This is a genomic window from Postechiella marina, assembly GCF_039538365.1.
GTDB lineage: Bacteria > Bacteroidota > Bacteroidia > Flavobacteriales > Flavobacteriaceae > Postechiella > Postechiella marina.
This window is the reverse complement of record NZ_BAABCA010000001.1, coordinates 591,392-610,520: the sequence shown is the minus strand read 5'-3', so window position 1 is coordinate 610,520 and position 19,129 is coordinate 591,392. Positions and strand designations below refer to the sequence as shown.

General features: G+C 30.3%; 16 protein-coding genes. 8 read left to right on the top strand and 8 right to left on the bottom strand.

All coding sequences use genetic code 11. The annotated features are described in order from the left end of the window. Positions 1-6 precede the first annotated feature (6 nt). Positions 7-303 carry a 30S ribosomal protein S18 gene (rpsR, locus tag ABD715_RS02460; protein WP_344786482.1) on the bottom strand — a complete coding sequence of 99 codons (297 nt, stop codon included), beginning with the start codon at positions 301-303 and terminating at the stop codon, positions 7-9. 2 nt (positions 304-305) lie between these two features. Then, a complete protein-coding gene (rpsF, locus tag ABD715_RS02455; protein ID WP_344786481.1) occupies positions 306-644 on the bottom strand; it encodes a 30S ribosomal protein S6 in 339 nt (112 codons plus the stop codon). A 202-nt stretch (positions 645-846) separates the two neighbouring features. Between rpsF and ABD715_RS02450 the strand changes: the two genes are divergently transcribed. Beyond that, positions 847-1,542, top strand: coding sequence for a LytR/AlgR family response regulator transcription factor (locus ABD715_RS02450; RefSeq protein ID WP_344786480.1), 696 nt, complete (start codon positions 847-849; stop codon positions 1,540-1,542). A 16-nt stretch (positions 1,543-1,558) separates the two neighbouring features. Here ABD715_RS02450 and priA read toward each other — a convergent pair whose 3' ends face one another. The 4 genes from priA to nadC all read right to left on the bottom strand — a co-directional run bounded on the left by priA (position 1,559) and on the right by nadC (position 6,342). After that, positions 1,559-4,009, bottom strand: a complete 2,451-nt coding sequence (gene priA / locus ABD715_RS02445; RefSeq protein WP_344786479.1) for a replication restart helicase PriA — start codon at positions 4,007-4,009, stop codon at positions 1,559-1,561. Positions 4,010-4,037: 28 nt separating this feature from the next. Continuing rightward, on the bottom strand, positions 4,038-4,463 hold the full coding sequence (locus ABD715_RS02440; protein WP_344786478.1) for a DUF2147 domain-containing protein: 426 nt from the start codon (positions 4,461-4,463) through the stop codon (positions 4,038-4,040). Between the two features lie 2 nt (positions 4,464-4,465). Further along, positions 4,466-5,407 carry a YihY/virulence factor BrkB family protein gene (locus ABD715_RS02435; protein WP_344786477.1) on the bottom strand — a complete coding sequence of 314 codons (942 nt, stop codon included), beginning with the start codon at positions 5,405-5,407 and terminating at the stop codon, positions 4,466-4,468. Positions 5,408-5,481: 74 nt separating this feature from the next. Beyond that, a complete protein-coding gene (nadC, locus tag ABD715_RS02430; RefSeq protein ID WP_344786476.1) occupies positions 5,482-6,342 on the bottom strand; it encodes a carboxylating nicotinate-nucleotide diphosphorylase in 861 nt (286 codons plus the stop codon). A 126-nt stretch (positions 6,343-6,468) separates the two neighbouring features. Between nadC and rlmH the strand changes: the two genes are divergently transcribed. Continuing rightward, positions 6,469-6,942 (top strand): 23S rRNA (pseudouridine(1915)-N(3))-methyltransferase RlmH, encoded by a 474-nt coding sequence (rlmH, locus tag ABD715_RS02425; protein ID WP_344786475.1) that lies wholly within the window; start codon positions 6,469-6,471, stop codon positions 6,940-6,942. 33 nt (positions 6,943-6,975) lie between these two features. Here the strand turns inward: rlmH and ABD715_RS02420 are convergent, their stop codons facing one another. Beyond that, positions 6,976-7,392, bottom strand: coding sequence for a response regulator (locus tag ABD715_RS02420; RefSeq protein ID WP_344786474.1), 417 nt, complete (start codon positions 7,390-7,392; stop codon positions 6,976-6,978). 9 nt (positions 7,393-7,401) lie between these two features. Continuing rightward, on the bottom strand, positions 7,402-10,728 hold the full coding sequence (locus ABD715_RS02415) for a PAS domain-containing sensor histidine kinase (protein ID WP_344786473.1): 3,327 nt from the start codon (positions 10,726-10,728) through the stop codon (positions 7,402-7,404). 239 nt (positions 10,729-10,967) lie between these two features. Here ABD715_RS02415 and ABD715_RS02410 point away from each other — a divergent pair, with 239 nt between their 5' ends. The 6 genes from ABD715_RS02410 (at position 10,968) to ABD715_RS02385 (ending at position 19,125) form a co-directional block, all read left to right on the top strand. After that, entirely contained in the window at positions 10,968-11,540 is a 573-nt protein-coding gene (locus tag ABD715_RS02410) for a non-canonical purine NTP diphosphatase (RefSeq protein WP_344786472.1), read from the top strand. Between the two features lie 64 nt (positions 11,541-11,604). After that, positions 11,605-13,830, top strand: coding sequence for a RelA/SpoT family protein (locus tag ABD715_RS02405; RefSeq protein ID WP_344786471.1), 2,226 nt, complete (start codon positions 11,605-11,607; stop codon positions 13,828-13,830). 25 nt (positions 13,831-13,855) lie between these two features. Further along, positions 13,856-14,311, top strand: coding sequence for a Fur family transcriptional regulator (locus ABD715_RS02400; RefSeq protein WP_344786470.1), 456 nt, complete (start codon positions 13,856-13,858; stop codon positions 14,309-14,311). Positions 14,312-14,323: 12 nt separating this feature from the next. Beyond that, positions 14,324-15,601 (top strand): adenylosuccinate synthase, encoded by a 1,278-nt coding sequence (locus tag ABD715_RS02395; protein ID WP_344786469.1) that lies wholly within the window; start codon positions 14,324-14,326, stop codon positions 15,599-15,601. 341 nt (positions 15,602-15,942) lie between these two features. Further along, the gene (locus ABD715_RS02390) at positions 15,943-16,878 is read left to right on the top strand and encodes a M28 family peptidase (protein WP_344786468.1); all 936 of its coding nucleotides are present in this window, start codon (positions 15,943-15,945) and stop codon (positions 16,876-16,878) included. Positions 16,879-16,986: 108 nt separating this feature from the next. Continuing rightward, a complete protein-coding gene (locus ABD715_RS02385; protein WP_344786467.1) occupies positions 16,987-19,125 on the top strand; it encodes an OstA-like protein in 2,139 nt (712 codons plus the stop codon). Positions 19,126-19,129: the final 4 nt, after the last annotated feature.

Sequence of the window (19,129 nt, the reverse complement as noted above, 5' to 3'; positions counted from 1 at the left end):
GGTATTTTATTTTAATAAATCTGCTACGTAAGGCATTAAAGCTAAGTGACGTGCTCTTTTTACAGCTACAGACACTTTTCTTTGATACTTTAATGAAGTTCCTGTTAAACGTCTTGGTAAAATTTTACCTTGCTCGTTAACAAATCTTAATAACCAGTCTGCATCTTTATAATCTACATACTTGATTCCTGATTTTTTGAAACGACAATACTTTTTAGCTTTGTTAGTTTCAATATTAAGCGGAGTTAAATATCTAATTTCTCCGTCTTTTTTTCCTTTAGATTGTTGTTCTATTGATGACATAATTAAGCTTTTTGTTTAAGTTTTTCTCTTCTTCTTTCAGCCCAAGCTACAGCATGCTTATCTAAAGACACTGTTAAATGACGCATAAAACGCTCATCACGTCTAAATTCTACTTCTAAAGGGTTAATAACCTCTCCAGCAACTTGGTACTCGAATAAGTGATAAAAACCACTTTTTTTGTTTTGAATTGGGTAAGCTAATTTTTTAAGCCCCCAGTTTTCTTTTGATACCATCTTAGCGCCGTTAGAAACAAGAAAATCTTCGTATTTCTTTACTGTCTCCTTTATCTGATCTTCAGATAAAACGGGATTTAAGATGAAAACAGTTTCATAATGATTCATAAAAATCTATTTTTATTGTTAAAAATTGGGTGCAAAAATAATTCTTTTAATTAAAATATACAACATATATTGCATTATAAATTGTAAGTATTTTAAAACTGTTAAAATTATGTTAAAAACGACAGTTAAACGATGAAATTTGGTTTTTAGCGGAATTTATCGTACTATTGTCGATATCTTAACCGAAATAATATAAAATGTTATGACTTTAAACTGTGTAGTAGTAGACGACTCAGCAATACAAAGGCTCTCTATCGTTAAATTAGTAGAGAATCATCCTTCTCTAAATTTAATTGCAGAGTACAGTAGTGCCTTAGAGACAAAAAATGGTTTAAATACACACCAAGTGGACTTAATCTTTTTAGATATTGAAATGCCAGTATTAAATGGATTCGAACTTTTAGATGTATTAAACAACAAACCGCAAATTATTTTTGTAACCGGTAAAACCGAATATGCTTTTAAAGCATTTAATTACGATGCCACCGATTACTTACATAAGCCAATTACTAGAGAACGCTTTAATACTTCTGTAGCAAAAGCACTTGAGCAACACAAATTAACACTTGATTTTAACGAAGAAGAAGGTGAACATATTTTTGTAAAAAGCAACCTTAAAAAACGTAAAGTATATATTAAGGATATTAAATGGATTGAAGCTCTTGGCGATTATGTAAAACTTGTTACCGAAGATAGTAGTTTAGTAGTTTTATCTACTATGAAATCTTTTGAAGCAGAATTACCTGATGGTAAATTTTTAAGAATTCATAAATCTTATATCGTTAATCTTGATAAAATAGATAGATTTAATAGTAAAAATGTTGAAGTTGGTGCTTACGAAATTCCTTTAAGTAGAAATAAGAAAACCCAACTAGTTGATGCTTTAAACAATATTTAGTACCCAACTAAATTAATTAAAAGTTATCGACATTTAAAATTATTTTAACTGACCGAAAATCCTTTATACTAAAGAAGCTGTTATTTAGTTTAATAATAGCTTCTTTTGTTTTTACTAAAGATTGCTGTTTAGGTATTTTGATTAAAATATTTTTATGAAACTGATTTCTAATTCTAGCAATTGGTGGCGACTCTGGCCCAAGCACATTATCCTTAAAAAATAGTCTTAACGATTTTGCTAGCCAATTTGCAGCCACTTCTACTTTATTAAAATCTTTATGTTTTAGTGTTATTTTTATTTGCTTATAAACTGGCGGATATTTAAAATTATACCTATCGTCCATCTGCTCTTTATACATGCCTACATAATTATTAGTAGACACTTGTTGTAATATATTATGATATGGATTGTACGTTTGTATTAAAACTTTCCCCCTTTTATCGGTACGCCCTGCCCTACCAGAAACCTGTAGTATTAATTGAAAACTACGCTCGTGAGCTCTAAAGTCTGGAAAATTAAGCATGTTATCGGCGTTCATTACCCCAACAAGTTTTACGTTTCTAAAATCTAAACCTTTGGTTAACATTTGTGTACCAACTAAAATATCAACCTCTTGCTGCTCAAAAGATGTTATTATTTTTTCGTAGCCATACTTACCTCTAGTTGTATCTAAATCCATGCGTCCAACTTTATGGTCTGGAAACAACATTTTTGCTTCTTCCTCAATTTGCTCGGTGCCAAAACCTTTATTATCTAATTCTGAACTCCCACAAGCTGCACAATTTTTTATCATTACAGAAACATAACCGCAATAATGGCAACGTAATTGTTTTCTATATTGATGATAGGTTAAACTAACATCGCAATTAGGACATTGTGGGGAGTGCCCACAAGTATTACACTCTATAATAGGAGAAAAACCACGCCTATTTTGAAACAAAATAATTTGCTGTCCTTCTGCCAAAGTTTCGGTCATTTCTTCAATAAGTCTATCGCTAAAATGCCCTCGCATTAACTTCTTTTTATGCTTTTCTTTAATATCTACCAGTTCTATATCTGGCATTAATACATTATTATATCTCTGCTTAATTTCTACAAAACCATATTTATTTTGTTTCGCATTAAAAAAACTTTCTAAACTAGGTGTTGCAGAACCTAATAATACTTTAGATTTATGCATATGGGCCAAAACAACCGCAGTATCTCTAGCGTGGTATCGTGGAGCTGGATCAAATTGCTTAAAAGATTGCTCGTGTTCTTCGTCTACAATTATTAACCCCAAATCTTTAAAAGGTAAAAATATAGAAGATCTGGCACCCAAAACTATTTGCGCTTTCGCGGAATTGCTTAAAACATGATTCCAAACTTCAACACGCTCATGAGACGAATATTTAGAGTGAAAAACAGCCACCTTTTCTCCAAAATAATTTTGAAGTCTTGTAATTAGTTGCGTTGTTAATGCTATTTCTGGCAATAAATACAGTACTTGCCTACCTTGTTTTAAAACATCTTCAATTAATTTTACGTATACCTCGGTTTTACCCGAAGATGTTACGCCATGCAATAACGTTGTATTAAAAGTTTTAAACGCTATTTTTATTTCTACTAATGCTTTTTCTTGATAGGCATTAAGAGTTTTTGTAGCTTCGTTTTCTTCGCCAGAATATTGTACTCTATCGGTTTGTATGTGGTATTCTTCTAAGACACCTTTATCTATTAACGATTTAATTATGGACGAAGACGCACCGCTTTCTGCAACCAAATCTGTAACTTTTATAGGTTTTTTGGTTTTAGCCGAAACCGAAAACAATGTCATAATAACATCCCGTTGTTTAGGCGCTCTACTTAAATCATTTAACAATTGATGCAATGATGCTTCAGCAGAATATGTAGCGTTTAGCTTCACATATCTAACTAATTTAGGCTTATATTTTTCATAAATTTCTTCTTCAACAATAATAGCATCTTTATCAAGTAATCTATTAATTACCGATAAGACATTATTTTTATCTAGAATATTAACTATATCATGAATTTTTAATGATGATTGATGATGAAGAGCATCATAAACTAAAAACTCATCGTCTTTTAATTCAGATTCGTCAATAGTTTTTTCTTTATTTTTTATAATATTAGTCTCACTTTCTAGAATAAATGCATTTGGAAGTGCAGCTCGCATTACATCGCCCAGCGTACATAGATAATAATCTGATATCCATTGCCATAAATCTAATTGCTTCTCGTTTACAACCGGTTGGTTATCTAGAATTTGCTGAATATCTTTAGCTTCGTAAGCTGTAGGCGCATCATTATGTATTTTAAAAACAATACCCGTGTACACTTTAGATTTACCAAACGGTACAGCCACGCGCATTCCTCTTTTTAAAAAATCGCTTTCGGACTTTGTTACACGATATGTAAAAAGTCTTTTTAAGGGAATAGGTATGATGACATCTATAAAATACAAATTACTAATATTTGCTGTTAAAAAATTACTACTGGTTATATCGAACCCAATATTGCGTAAGGTATAGAAAGGCTATATACCCTCTAACTTGAAGCTTATCTGTTTCTTTATCTAACTTTATTCTGCATTTATAACCTTTACCATTTTCTGCATCGAAAATAGTACCATTTTTATAATATTCGCCATGCTTTTCTAAGTCGTTTATAATTACCATACCTAAAATAGGCTGATCTTTTTTATCGCCATCGCAATTTTGACACAGCGTTTTCTCATCAAAGGGTTTTAGTATTTCTATAACTTTACCAAATATTTTACCATTTTTTTCGTAAATCTCTACTATAGATTTGTTTGCTCCTGTTTCATCATCAACAGTTTTCCATTTTCCTAAAACACCTTGAGAGTATGTAAGTAACGAGTATATGTAAAATGCTAAAAAGAAAATATAATTCTTCATAATTAAAAACTTTTTCTTAATTTATTTAATGACGCATTTAATTCGTAACCTAACAATAAAATATTAGAGTTTAGCCATAAATAAAATAATAATATTAATAAGGCGCCTATAGAGCCATAAAGCTTGTTGTACTGACCAAAATTTTCGATATAAATTCCGAATAAATAAGAGGTTAATATAATAAGTAATGTTGTAAACAATGCACCTACCGAGAAAAACTTTGAATGCTTTCCTTCTTGAGTTCCAAAATAATATAAGGTGGCTGTAGCTAAATACACCATAAGAACAAAAAACATATACTGGGCCATATTTGCCCAAAATACACTTTGACTATCTACTTTAAACCCTCTGTGCTCTAACACAGAGAACAACTCTTGAACCACATATATTTGAAAATAACCTAAAAATATAATGGTTATAATTAACAAAAAGGCCAAAATTAACGCTATACCAAGCGCGTATAAATATTGCCTAATTACATTACGAGTAAGTTGTTCGTGGTACGAGTTTTCAAAACCAGAAAAAACCGCATTTACACCATTTGCCATTAATGCAATAGAAAGCACAAAAACAGACGACAACAATCCGCCACGCTGTGTCCCCTCTATGTTCTCGAATATATTATCGAAGAAAAAATCGGATGTGCTTGGTGGTAAAAACGACTCTAAAAACGAAAGAAATTCTATTCTAAAATCGTCTATTGGTACATAAGGAATTATTATTAATACAAATAGTAAAAAAGGAAAAATAGCCATAAAAAAGCTAAATGCAATAGCACTAGCTCGTGTTGTTAAAGCGCCTTTAACAATTCCTGTTATGTATAGCTCAAGTAAATCGTAAAACGAAAGTCCCTCTAGACCTGGTAATTTTATTTGCTTAAAAAAACGAACTAAGATATTTACTACCGGAATTTTATCTAGCTTGTCTTCTATGGGTTTTGTCATTTAATAATGCTGTTAAATAATACACTTACAAACTTATTATAAAAACATCAAACGGTTTTTACATAATGTGTGTACTAATTTACAGCTTTTAAACTTAAATCCATGTTATGAACAGAATGTGTTAATGCTCCAGAAGAAATATAGTTTACACCACATTCTGCATAATGCCTAACTGTAGCCTCATTTATATTTCCAGAAGACTCAGTAAGACATTTGTCTCCTATTAGCTCTACTGCTTTTCTAGTATCTTCGTAATCAAAATTATCTATTAAAATTCTATAAATACCCTCGCTTTTAAGAATTTCTTCTATTTCGTACAAATCTCTAGCTTCAACCATAATTTTTAAATCTCTACCTGTTTCTTTTAGGTATTCTTTAGTCATATCGATAGCTTTTGTAATACCTCCAGCAAAATCTATATGGTTGTCTTTAAGCATAATCATGTCGTAAAGAGCAAATCTATGATTGTCTCCACCTCCAATTTTAACTGCCCATTTTTCTAGCATTCTTATTCCTGGCGTGGTTTTACGTGTATCTAAAATTCTGGTTTTTGTTCCTTTTAATAAATTTACAAAACCTCTAGTTTTTGTTGCAATAGCACTCATACGCTGCATGGCATTAAGCACAGTTCGCTCTGCTTTTAGTATCGATTGTGGCGAACCTTCTACAAACAAAACAATATCTCCGTAGGTTACCTCGGTACCATCTTCAATAAGTATTTCTACTTTTAAATTTTCGTCTATGTAATTAAAAACGCGCTTTGCAAAAGCTACACCAGCAATTACCCCTTTATCTTTTACCAATAGTTTTGCTTTACCCCTAGCATTGGCAGGAATACAAGCTAGAGAGCTATGATCTCCGTCTCCAACATCTTCTCTAATAGCATTAGAAATTATAATTTCTATTTCTGTTTCAAATTGTTCTTTGGTTATCATAAAAAATAATGGTTTAACGCAAAAATAAGAAATTGATTCACTTATTTAAATTTTAATTTTATGAATTTTTTAATTTTTATTAATTTAAATACATAATTCATAAATAGTAAATAGTAATTTTGCCATATGACTATAAAACTACTTGCCATTGGCAAAACTGATAATAAGGAACTTAAGGACTTAATAACCGAATACGAAAAACGTTTAAAACATTATATTAAGTTTGATTTAGAAATTATTCCAGACATAAAAAATGTTAAGAATTTAAGCGAAAAACAACAAAAAAGCAAAGAAGGCTCTCTTATTTTATCGAAATTAAGTGCTACTGATGTTTTAATTTTGTTGGATGAGAATGGAAAACAATTAGATTCTGTTGGTTTTTCTCAATATTTACAAAAACATATGAATTCGGGTATTAAACAACTTGTTTTTGTTATAGGAGGTCCTTATGGTTTTTCTGAAGATGTATATTCTAAAGCGCGTGGCAAATTATCGTTATCTAAAATGACATTTTCGCATCAAATGGTTCGTCTATTTGTTATAGAGCAACTGTATAGAGGTTTTACTATTTTAAAAAATGAACCCTATCATCATAGATAATAGGGTTGCTATTACTCTTAAATATTTTAGTATTTATTCTAACAAACCTTTTGGCTCTATAGATTCTATAATGGTTTTTAATTCTCCTGGCTTTATAGGTTTAATAATATAATCTGATATCTCAGCAATTTTTCTTGCTCTTTCAATATCTACAGGATCTACCGAAGAAGAAACCATATATATGGTTACTATTTTACTTAATTTAGGTTTTATTTTTACATACTCTTCCATAAATTGAAAACCATCCATTATTGGCATATTAATGTCTAGAAAAATAACATCTGGAAGTTCTTTTTCGTTGTTTAAATTATCCATCATATAATGCAAAGCCTCTTCTCCATCTTCAAAAGATATAATTTTATCGCCAAAATTAAATGTCTTTAACATTTTTGAAATGGTAAATTGATAAATTTCATCGTCATCGACTATGCATATGTTGTATTTCTTCATAAATTATTTTTAAAAATTAATTATAAAATTAGTGCCTTCACCAACCTTACTTGAAGCTTTTATAGTGCCTCCCATTGCTTCTATTTGCACTTTTGTCATGTATAAACCTATACCTTTGGCATCTGGATGCCTATGAAACGTTTTATTTAAACCAAATAATTTTTTACCATGTCTGCTCATATTAATACCCAAACCGTTGTCGTTAATAACGAGTTGTATTTCTCCGTTTACCGCTTTAGTTTCAATATCAATTTTTGGTGTTTTATCTTCTGATTTATACTTAATGGCATTTCCCACTAAGTTAAGAAAAATACTCTCTAAGTAATCTTTATTATAGTTTATTTTAGGTGCATTAGAAAAATCTGTATTTATAATTGCATTTGTTTTTATTATTTCTCCGCTTAAGGCCTCTTGCGTCTTACTCATAACATCTTCAAAATCAATTACCTCTGTAGAAGTCGACTCATCATTCTTTGTTTTTATAGCTTCAACTAAAGTATTTAATGTAAGGGTAAGACTATTAATTGTTTTTTCAAATTTATTAAACAACAAGGCCTTATCTTCTGCACTTTCGGCATTTCTATACAAATATAATAATGAATTAAGATTGCTTACAGGAGCCCTTAAATTATGAGATGTTATTTGAGCAAAATCTGCCAATTGCGTATTTTGAACTGTTAATCTTTTAGCATATAATTCTAAATCGTCTTTAGCTTTAACAATTTTAAGATTTGCTGCTTTTTGAGCGGTTATGTCTCTTATTGCTGCAGACAATAAATAACCCTCTTCTGTTTTTAAAGGACTTAATGTCATTTGTACAGGAATTTCTTTACCGTTTTTATTTTTGCCATACAACTCTTCTTGCACACCAACTGCCCTTGTTTTTAATTTAGAAAAATACCCTTCTTGATGGTATCTATTTGGCAAAAGTATTTCTACCGATTTATTTAGTAATTCTTCTTCTTTGTAACCAAATAGTCTTTCTGCTTGCTTATTTATAAGTTGTATTTCTCGTTTTTCGTCTACAATTACCATGGCATCTGGAGCAGATTCGAGCAAGCCTTTAAATTTCTTTTCTGCCATCTTTTGTTCGGTTACATCTTGACAAGTGCCAATTAACTCTACTACTTCTCCTTTTTTATTAACAACTACTTCTCCTAAAAGTTTAACTATTTTCGTTTCACCTTTTTTTGTTATAATTCTATATGAAAAATTATCAGGAAATTTTTTATTGGCTATTGATGTTTGTACCCAACTAGTAACCAATGGCAAATCGTCTGGATGTATAAATTTAAAAGAACTACCGTAGTCTAGTTCTGGATATTCTTTTTCATCAATACCAAATATATTGTATAAGTTAGGAGACCATTTTACAACATTAGTTACAACATTCCACTGCCAATTGCCCATCATTGTTATTTTTTCGGCATAAAGTAACAACTGATTTTTTTTCAATATTTCGTGCTCAGACTTTTTTCTTTCTGATATGTTTGTTGCAACTGCCATATACCCCATTTGCTCCCCAGCATCGTCTTTAATAGCTGTTAGCGTTAACTCTACAGGGAATATAGAACCATCTTTTCTGCGATATGTCCATTCTCTCCTATCGAAAGCCTTGCCTGCAGTTAAAGCTTTATAAACATTAAAGTTTTTAAGGGTTTCATTGAGTTTACCGCATTCATTTTTAACACTTAATAATTCTTCTTCTAAATGGTAAATCTCTGGTTTTTCGAACCCTAGAATTTCTTTAGCAGTGTACCCCAACATAAGCTCTGCTCCATAGTTAAAGTGATTAATAACCCCATTATTATCTGTAGTTATAATTGCTATAGGACCAGAATTAAATATAGCTTTTAGCTCTATATGTGCTTTTTTTAAGGCCGTTTGAGAAAACTTAACTTCGCTTATATCTTGAAACACTCCAAATAAACGCATACATTTTCCATTTACAAACTGTACTTGCCCAATGGCTCGTGCCCAAATAATGTTTCCTTTATTTGTTACAAGCTCTACTTCTACATCATAGGCCTTACCCTGTTCTATAGCTTCTTGTACGCATTTTCTAATTTTATTTCTACTATCTCCTTCTTTATAAAAATTAATACCTGTTTCTAAATCTGGCACATAACCCTCTGGTACTTCGTGTATTTCACAAACTACCTTGCTCCAATAAATTTTATTTTTTTCTAAATCTAACTCCCAAGTTCCTATACGTGCAATTTCATTAGTTTTATCTAGAATTTCTTCTATCAAAATCTTTTCTTTTTGACTGTTTTTAGCCTCTGTAATATCTCCTGTATACACAATTAACCCTCCTATATTTCCTTTAGAAATATACCAAGGTTTTATATCCCAAAAAATCCATTTAATTGAACCATCATTAAGTTCAACAGGTGCCTCGTCGCAAGCATCTACAGCTCCCTTTAAACAGTTTTCGTATCTTTCTTTCCAAACCTCGTTTGTATCAGGAAAAAGTTCATAATGAGAACGTCCTACAATAGTTTCTCTTTCCATTTTGTAATCTGAAACCCATTTTTCTGAAACAGCCATATAACACATGTTATTATCTAACATGGCAATAGCAGTTGGTGCTTGTTCTATAAATATCTTATTATAAGTCTCTTTTAGTTCTAAGTCAGATTTTAGTTTTTTTAAATTTACTAAGTTCTCTTTTATTTGTTTTTCTGATAACTGCAAGGCTTCATTAGATTTTTGAAGCGCTGAATTTTTCTTAATAAATGCTTTAAACGCAGGACGAAGCACAAAGAAAAAACCATTTAAGAGCATTACTATTATTCCTAATAAGAGAAAAACAACTATTCTTTTCACACTATTAAGACGTTTTGATTCAACGTCTTGCCCCATGTTAATTAAGCTTTCAATGTTATTTAAATAAGAAGACTCTGCCTTAGCAATAAAATTTACATGTTTATTAATTAATTCTAAATTCGATGTGCTAATTATAGCGTTACTAGAAAATAATACTCTTTCTAAATACTCTCTATTTTTATTTAAAAGAGAATTTAATTCAGCATTATCTTCTTGTTCTAACTTAGCATTTTCTTGTAGTGCTATTATACTATCTAATTCTTTTGCGAGTTCTTTAACAGGTGTTAGGTTTGCCTCTAAAGCCTTATTATTACCAATAGAAATTAACTGTCTATTAATATCTTGACTTATTAAACTTTGTTTAATAGCTATGTTAATTATTTTAGAATTTAATACTTGAGAGCTAACACTACTTTGTATTGTAAACAAAATAGTAATTATTAAAAGCGTAATTAAAGATATGAAGAATATATATCTTTTTTTTATGGCCTCTTGTTGTTTTTTCATTAATAATTTTTATACACTAATTAATTTTACTTAAATTAATTTCCCTATTTTTTTTACCCAGATTTCTTAAAAACAAGAAATACATAAAATGTTAAATGAGAGTGTATGCTTAAATTACTATTTTAAGACTATTAACAATTACAACCTATTGTAAATTTATGAAAAATTAAATTAGTAAACCTAATTTAATTTTATCAAAATAAACTTATTAGTATTTTGCAAACTTAAAATTTACACTCATGCAAATTGTATTCGCTACAAATAATTTAAACAAACTTAAAGAAGTACAGCTTTTAATTCCTGAGCACATAAAACTATTAAGTTTAAAAGATATTGGTTGTTTTGAAGATATTCCAGAAACTCAAAACACTATAGAAGGCAACGCTATTCAAAAATCTGAATATATAAAATTACATTACGGTTATAATTGCTTTGCAGATGATACTGGCCTAGAAGTAAAAGCTTTAAACGGAGAGCCAGGTGTATACTCTGCACGCTATGCAGGCGAACAAAGGGATAATAACGACAACATGGATTTACTACTTAAAAAGTTAAAAAGTAAAACTAACAGACAAGCACAGTTTAAAACAGTTATATCGCTTCAATTAAACAACAAACAAACAAGCTTTACTGGTATTTGCGAAGGCGAAATAACAGCATCTAAATTCGGAAAAAAGGGCTTTGGTTACGATCCTATTTTTAAACCCAAAGGATATAACAAAACTTTTGCCGAAATGGATTTAAATTTAAAAAATAGTATTGGCCACAGAGGAAAAGCTGTTGCTATGCTGGTAAATTTTTTAAATTCTTAAAATAAAATTTTAAAAAGTTGAAAAGCGAGTTGGCTGTTAATATACTTTATGTTACTTTTAATTTATGACAGCAGAAGATATTGAAAGAGAAAATGCAGCCATAAAAAAAGCCTATAAAGAATTATTAAAAGTTAGTTACAGAACACTATCTGATGACGACAAAAAATTAATTCGTAAAGCTTTTGAAGTTGCTGTAGACGGACATAAAGACCAGCGAAGAAAATCGGGCGAAGCCTATATTTTTCATCCCATTGCTGTTGCAAAAATAGTAGCAGAAGAAATTGGTTTGGACGCCACATCTATTGCTGCTGCATTACTACATGATGTTGTAGAAGATTGCGAGGACTATTCTATTACAGACATAGAGCAACTTTTTGGAGAAACCGTTGCTAAAATAGTAGACGGACTTACAAAAATATCTTCTCTTAGTAAAGAACAAGACATGGATGTATCTTTACAAGCAGAAAACTTTAGAAAAATGCTTTTAACTCTTAACGACGATGTTAGAGTTATTATAATAAAAATAGCAGATAGACTCCATAATATGCAAACTATGGATTCTATGCGCGCCGATAAACAAGTAAAAATTGCATCAGAAACACTTTATATCTATGCGCCACTTGCCCATAGAATAGGACTTTACAACATAAAAACAGAACTTGAAGATTTAGGTTTAAAATATACAGAACCTAATGTTTATAAAGACATACTAACAAAAATTAAGGATAGTAAAGAAGAGCAAGATTTATACATTCAAGAATTTAGTAACGTTATAAAAAACTCTTTGAATAAAGAGCTTATGGACTACACCATAAAAGGACGCCCAAAATCTATTTTTTCTATAAGAAGAAAAATGGTAAAACAAGGGGTTTCTTTTGATGAAGTCTACGATAAGTTTGCTATTAGAATTATTTACAAGTGTGATGATAATGATGCTAACGAAAAATTTTTAGCATGGAAAATATACTCTATTGTTACAGATCACTTTAGACCAAACCCTATTAGGTTACGAGATTGGATATCGTCTCCAAAATCTACCGGTTACGAAGCCTTACATATTACCGTAATGGGCCCTAAAGGACAATGGGTAGAAGTGCAAATTCGTAGTGAGCGCATGAACGAAATTGCAGAAAAAGGTTATGCTGCTCACTATAAATACAAACAAGATACAGAAAAAGAAGACAATTTAGAGATTTGGATAAATAGACTACAAGAAGCTTTAGAAAACCCAGAGATTAATGCTGTAGATTTTGTAGAACAATTTAAGCTTAACCTATACTCCAAAGAAATTTTTGTTTTTACACCTAAAGGCGAATTAAAATCGCTACCAAAAGGAGCCACTTCGCTAGATTTTGCTTTTAGTATACACACAGAAGTTGGCATGAAAACTCGTGGCGCAAAAGTTAATGGAAAATTAGTACCGCTTAGCCACGAATTAAAAAGTGGAGATCAAGTAGATATTTTAACATCTGCAAATATAAAGCCTAATGCAAACTGGCTTAATTATGCTACCACAGCTCGTGCTCGAGGTAAAATAAAATCGGCATTAAAAGAAGACCGTAAGCTAATTGGAGAAGAAGGCAAAGAAATATTAAGACGTAAATTAAAACAACTAAAAATTACACTAAACGAAAACAGTGTTAACGAATTAGTTAATTATTTTAAATTAAAAACTAGTTTAGATTTATTTTACCGCGTTGGTATTGGCACTATAGACAATACCATGCTAAAAGACTACTCGGCATCTAGAAGCAATGCTTTAATGAGTTTTATTAAAAATAAAATTTCTAGAAAAGCTAATATTCCTAAAGATGAAATAGAAAAAGCAGAAGTTACAGTAAATTACGACTCTCTTGTTTTTGGAAAAGAAGAAGAAAAGTTAGATTATAAATTATCTAATTGCTGTAACCCTATTCCTGGCGACGATGTTTTTGGTTTTTTAACAGTATCTGAAGGCATAAAAGTTCATAAAAAAAACTGCCCAAATGCTTTAAGTTTAAATTCCAATTATGCTTATCGTATATTACAAGCTAAATGGGTCGATTCGTCTCAACAAGAGTTTTTATCAGAAATAAGAATTTCTGGAATAGATCAAATTGGATTAGTTAACGAAATTACAGAAGTCATATCTTCCAATATGCATGTAAATATGAAAAGCCTTAGTTTTGAGACAGACGACGGTTTATTCTCAGGAAAAATAAAGGTAGTTGTTAAAAACAAATCTCTTTTAAAACGCCTTTTAGATAAACTTAAAAAAATTAATGGCATAGATAAGGTCTCTAGAGTATAAAAAAGTGTAAATTTGCACCGCAATTATGAATTCAAAAGCAGATACAAAAAATCAAGATATCGTTAAAAGCGTGTTTACAAGCTTTTTAGAAACAAACGGGCACCGTAAAACACCCGAGCGTTACGCTATCCTTCAGGAAATATATAATAATAAAGAACATTTTGATATAGAATCTCTATATCTTAATATGAAAAATAAAAAGTATCGAGTTTCTCGAGCAACTTTATATAATACTATAGAGTTACTTTTAGAATGCGGTTTGGTTAGAAAACACCAATTTGGTCAAAACCAAGCCCATTACGAAAAATCTTATTTCGACAAACAACACGATCATGTTATTCTAACAGATACAGGTGAAGTTATTGAGTTTTGCGACCCAAGAATTCAGTCTATAAAGAAAACTATTGAAGAAGTTTTTGATATCGAAATAACAAACCACTCACTTTATTTTTACGGAAACAGAAAAAAAACAACCAACTAATATTTTTTTACAATGGCAGTAGATTTACTACTAGGATTACAATGGGGAGACGAAGGCAAAGGAAAAATTGTTGACGTACTAACATCAAACTACAACATTATAGCTCGTTTTCAAGGTGGCCCAAACGCAGGACACACCTTAGTATTTAACGGAAGAAAACATGTTTTACACACCATTCCTTCTGGAATTTTTCATGACGATGCAACAAACTTAGTTGGTAACGGTGTTGTTATAGACCCAGTAATTTTTAAGAAAGAACTTGATAAACTTGAAGAACAAGATGTAGATTATAGAAAATCGCTTCTTATTTCTCGTAAAGCTCATATTATTTTACCAACACACCGCTTATTAGATGCTGCTAGCGAAACCTCTAAAGGAAAAGCTAAAATTGGTTCTACACTAAAAGGCATTGGCCCAACTTACATGGACAAAACAGGTAGAAACGGTATTCGTGTTGGAGATTTAGAATTAAACAATTGGAAAGAAATTTATAGAGCTCTAGCAGATAAGCATGAATCTATGATTTCTTATTATAATGTTGAAATAGAATACGATTTAAAAGAACTTGAAAAAGAATTCTTTGAAGCTGTAGAAGTTTTAAAATCATTAAAATTTATAGATTCTGAAGAATATGTTTACCAAGCACAAAAATCGGGAAAAACTATTTTAGCAGAAGGCGCACAAGGTTCTTTACTAGATATTGATTTTGGAACATATCCATTTGTAACATCTAGTAACACTACTGCAGCAGGTGCTTGTACTGGTTTAGGTGTTGCCCCAAACCAAATTGGTGAGGTTTTTGGTATTTTTAAAGCTTACACAACACGTGTTGGTTCGGGACCTTTCCCAACAGAGTTATTTGACGAAGATGGTGCTCAAATGGCAAAAGTTGGTAACGAATTTGGAGCTACCACAGGACGTCCAAGACGTTGTGGTTGGTTAGATTTAATTGCTTTAAAATACGCTTGTCAAGTAAACGGTGTAACTCAATTAATGATGATGAAAGGCGATGTACTTTCTGGTTTTAAAACCTTAAAAGTATGTACTGCTTATAAATATAAAGGCGAAGTAATTAATCATTTCCCTTATAATATTGAACCTGAAAACGTAGAGCCAGTATACACAGAGTTTAGTGGATGGGAGGAAGATTTAACAACAATGTCTGAAACTTCTCAATTACCAAAATCTTTAAATGAATATATTGAGTTCTTAGAAAAAGAATTAGAAATTCCTATTACAATAGTTTCTGTTGGTCCAGATAGAAAACAAACTATTTTTAGAAATAAATAAAGTAAAAACATTTATTAAACAACCAAAAAGGCTACTTAACAAGTAGCCTTTTCTTTTATATTTGTTTAATGGATTAACTAAATTTTGATAGAGATTCCAAAAAAAATCAAAAAACTTGAAAGGGCTCTAAATACCTAATGACATTACCGATAAAGAAGGCATTTTTAATAAAAGAAAAGGGAACAACAGATTGGGCCAAATATTTTTTTTTAATTTTATAAACTGTCTTTAACAAAACGCTTCAAAATAACTTGAAGTGTTTTATTATTTATATAATAGTAAATTTCAACTTTTAAATATATCCATATTACTTAAATTTATATATCAGTAAAAGTCAAAACATGAAACAATTATTAATTCTTATGTTTTTAGTAGTATCTATAACTATTAATTCGCAAACAAAACCTATAGATTCTATTAAGCATATAAGCCAAACTAGAGTAAAAAAAGATTTACTCAAAATAACTAAAACACCAAAAAGCAGAAACTATAAAAACATAGAAACACTTAATAATGTCGCTAATTATATTAAATCTGAATTAATAAAAGTTTGTGATACCGTTTCGTTTCAACCATTTTCAATAAACAAAAAAACGTATAAAAATGTAATTGGCTCAATTGGAACAAACAATAAAGAACGCCTTATTATAGGTGCCCATTACGATGTATGTGGCAATCAACAAGGAGCAGACGATAATGCTAGTGGTGTTGTTGGTTTACTAGAATTAGCTAGATTGCTTTCAAAAAACAAACTAAATTATAGAATTGATTTTGTTGCCTATACATTGGAAGAGCCTCCATTTTTTAGAACCAAACAAATGGGCAGTTACATTCATGCTAATTATTTACATAAAAACAATATTTCTGTTAAGGGTATGATTTGTTTAGAAATGATAGGTTTTTATAGTGATAAAAAAGGCTCTCAAAACTATCCCATACCAGATATGCAATTACAATATGGTGATATTGGTAATTTTATTACAGTTGTTCAAAGTGAAAAAAGTGGAGAATTTGGAAAACAAATTGAACAAAAAATGCAACAACAAGACATTATAAAAACAATATCTTTTAAAGGTTCTAGCCTAGTTTCTGGTGTAGATTTTTCAGATCATTTAAATTATTGGAATTTTAACTCCCCTGCAGTAATGGTTACAAACACAGCTTTTTACAGAAATAAAAACTATCATACAAAAAAAGACACCATTGAAACCTTGGGTCTCGACAAAATGTGCGCTGTTATAAAACAATTATATATTACTATTAAGCAACTAAAATAATTGCTTCTAATCAACTAAACGCTTCAAAATATTTGAAGCGTTTTTTTGTTTAATATATCATACTTAAACATTATAATTATCGTTATTTTTGTTGCAAACAATCATATTTTGAAAATACCAAATCATATATATATTATTCTTTTTTTCTGTTTTATAGGTGCTAGCTTAACACAAGTTAAGGCTCAAAAAAAAATAGAAATTAAATACTCCGGATTTTTAAACTTTGACGAAAAAGCCTATCCTGGAGCAAAAATACTAACTCGTGATGATGCAGAACAAGTACATATTGTTCATGAAGGCGGTAACTTATGGTGCGATAAGGCCTTTTATTATGGTAAAGAAAATTTTCTTGAAGCTTATGGTAACGTAAAACTTGTGCAAGGAGATACTATTAATTTAACATCTAAATACGTTGAATATAATGGCGACACGCAATTGGCTTTTGCTAGTGGAAATGTTGTTTTAGAAAGTCCAGACTCAACAATATCTACAGATACTTTGTATTTTGATAGAATAAAACAGCAATCTTTTTACAGAAATAATGGTACAGTTGTAAAAGATACCACACTTACTATTACAAGTAAAATTGGTCGTTATTACATGGAAAATAAGCTACTTAAGTTTGTAGATAGTGTTACTTTAAAAGGTGAAGACGCTATAATTAAATCTAATTACTTTGATTATTATGAAGATTTAGGACACGCCTACCTCTTTGGTCCTTCTACCATAACAACTGAAGAAAGCACAACATACTGCGAAAAAGGGTTTTATGATACAGAAAACAAAATAGGGTACGCTTTAAAAAATGCCAAAATAGACTATGATAATAGAGAAATTTTAGGCGATAGTTTATACTTTGATAACAACCGAAGTTTTGCCTCTGCAACAAACAATATAAAAGTAACAGACACACTAAACAATAGTGTTATAAAAGGACATTATGCCGAAGTTTTTAAAGCCAAAGACTCTTTATTTATTACTAAACGTGCGGTAGCAATTACTGTACAAGAAAAAGATTCTATATATATTCATGCCGATAAAATAATGGTTACTGGTAAACCCGATAACCGCATAGCAAAAGCATATTATAACGCCAAAATTTATAAAACAGATTTAAGTGGTAGAGCAGATTCAATCTACTCAAACCAAACAACAGGACTTACTAAATTAATAAATATATCTAAAGGTAGTGGCGATGCCTTTTCTACTAAAAGAAAACCCATTCTTTGGAATAATGATAATCAAATTACCGGAGACACTATACATCTAAAATCTAACACAGAAAAAGAAAAACTAGACTCTTTAATTGTTTTTAATAATGCTTTTTTAATAAGTAAAGACACTTTAGGAACTGGGTACAATCAAATTAACGGAATGAAATTGATTGGTTTATTTAATGATGAAAACGCATTGCATCACGTAGACATTATTAAAAATGCACAGTCTATATACTATTTTAGAAATGATGAGAATGAATTGGTAGGGATAGACAAATCTAAATCTGGCTCTATTGAAATAGAAATTGTAGATAATGAAGTAGACGAAATAAAAAAATTAAATCAAGTTGATGGAAATATCTATCCAGAATCTAAATTTCCAAAAATTGAAGCTATTTTAAAAGGATTTGATTGGAGAGCAGAAGAACGTTTAAAAAGCGTAGACGATTTATTTAAAGACGATCCTCCACTAGTACTTCCAACAATAAAAGGTCTTGAAGATTATGTGCCTCAAGATAACTTTTTTGATGAGGACATGTTAGACAGAATTGATAAAGCTGGCAATAGAATAAACACTTTACCAATTACCATTAATAAATACAAAGAACAAGAAAACGTTTTAAAATATGCTAATCAATTCGATAAAAAAGAATGGCTAAAATCAAAAATTACCATTACTCCTAATTTTACAACAGCTCCTGACGGAAATAAAACAGCTGACAAGCTAATTTACAAAGGAGATAAATTTGGATATTTAAGACAATCTTTCGTTATTAAAGAAGATAATTACAGTTTTTCTATATGGTTAAAAGGCAAAGGAGAAATAGTAATTGCCTCTAGATCTATTCTTGGAACTATAACAAAAAAACCAACTCTTAATGTAAAACTTACAGATAATTGGAAAAAATATACTGTAAAAATAAACAAATTAGGAGCTAATGCTAAGTATGATGTTATTTTAAGCTCTATAGATAAAGATGATTTAGTGTACTCCTGGGGAGCATCTGTTTACCAAAATAACTTAAGATAGTTTT

Excerpts from the sequence above, each read along its gene's own strand:
- rpsF (WP_344786481.1), bottom strand. The coding sequence starts at position 644 with ATGAATCATTATGAAACTGTTTTCATCTTAAATCCCGTTTTATCTGAA.
- ABD715_RS02420 (WP_344786474.1), bottom strand. The coding sequence starts at position 7,392 with ATGAAGAAATACAACATATGCATAGTCGATGACGATGAAATTTATCAA.
- ABD715_RS02440 (WP_344786478.1), bottom strand. The coding sequence starts at position 4,463 with ATGAAGAATTATATTTTCTTTTTAGCATTTTACATATACTCGTTACTT.
- ABD715_RS02435 (WP_344786477.1), bottom strand. The coding sequence starts at position 5,407 with ATGACAAAACCCATAGAAGACAAGCTAGATAAAATTCCGGTAGTAAAT.
- ABD715_RS02395 (WP_344786469.1), top strand. The coding sequence starts at position 14,324 with ATGGCAGTAGATTTACTACTAGGATTACAATGGGGAGACGAAGGCAAA.
- ABD715_RS02415 (WP_344786473.1), bottom strand. The coding sequence starts at position 10,728 with ATGAAAAAACAACAAGAGGCCATAAAAAAAAGATATATATTCTTCATA.
- ABD715_RS02400 (WP_344786470.1), top strand. The coding sequence starts at position 13,856 with ATGAATTCAAAAGCAGATACAAAAAATCAAGATATCGTTAAAAGCGTG.
- ABD715_RS02410 (WP_344786472.1), top strand. The coding sequence starts at position 10,968 with ATGCAAATTGTATTCGCTACAAATAATTTAAACAAACTTAAAGAAGTA.
- ABD715_RS02390 (WP_344786468.1), top strand. The coding sequence starts at position 15,943 with ATGAAACAATTATTAATTCTTATGTTTTTAGTAGTATCTATAACTATT.
- rpsR (WP_344786482.1), bottom strand. The coding sequence starts at position 303 with ATGTCATCAATAGAACAACAATCTAAAGGAAAAAAAGACGGAGAAATT.
- ABD715_RS02405 (WP_344786471.1), top strand. The coding sequence starts at position 11,605 with ATGACAGCAGAAGATATTGAAAGAGAAAATGCAGCCATAAAAAAAGCC.
- ABD715_RS02450 (WP_344786480.1), top strand. The coding sequence starts at position 847 with ATGACTTTAAACTGTGTAGTAGTAGACGACTCAGCAATACAAAGGCTC.
- rlmH (WP_344786475.1), top strand. The coding sequence starts at position 6,469 with ATGACTATAAAACTACTTGCCATTGGCAAAACTGATAATAAGGAACTT.
- nadC (WP_344786476.1), bottom strand. The coding sequence starts at position 6,342 with ATGATAACCAAAGAACAATTTGAAACAGAAATAGAAATTATAATTTCT.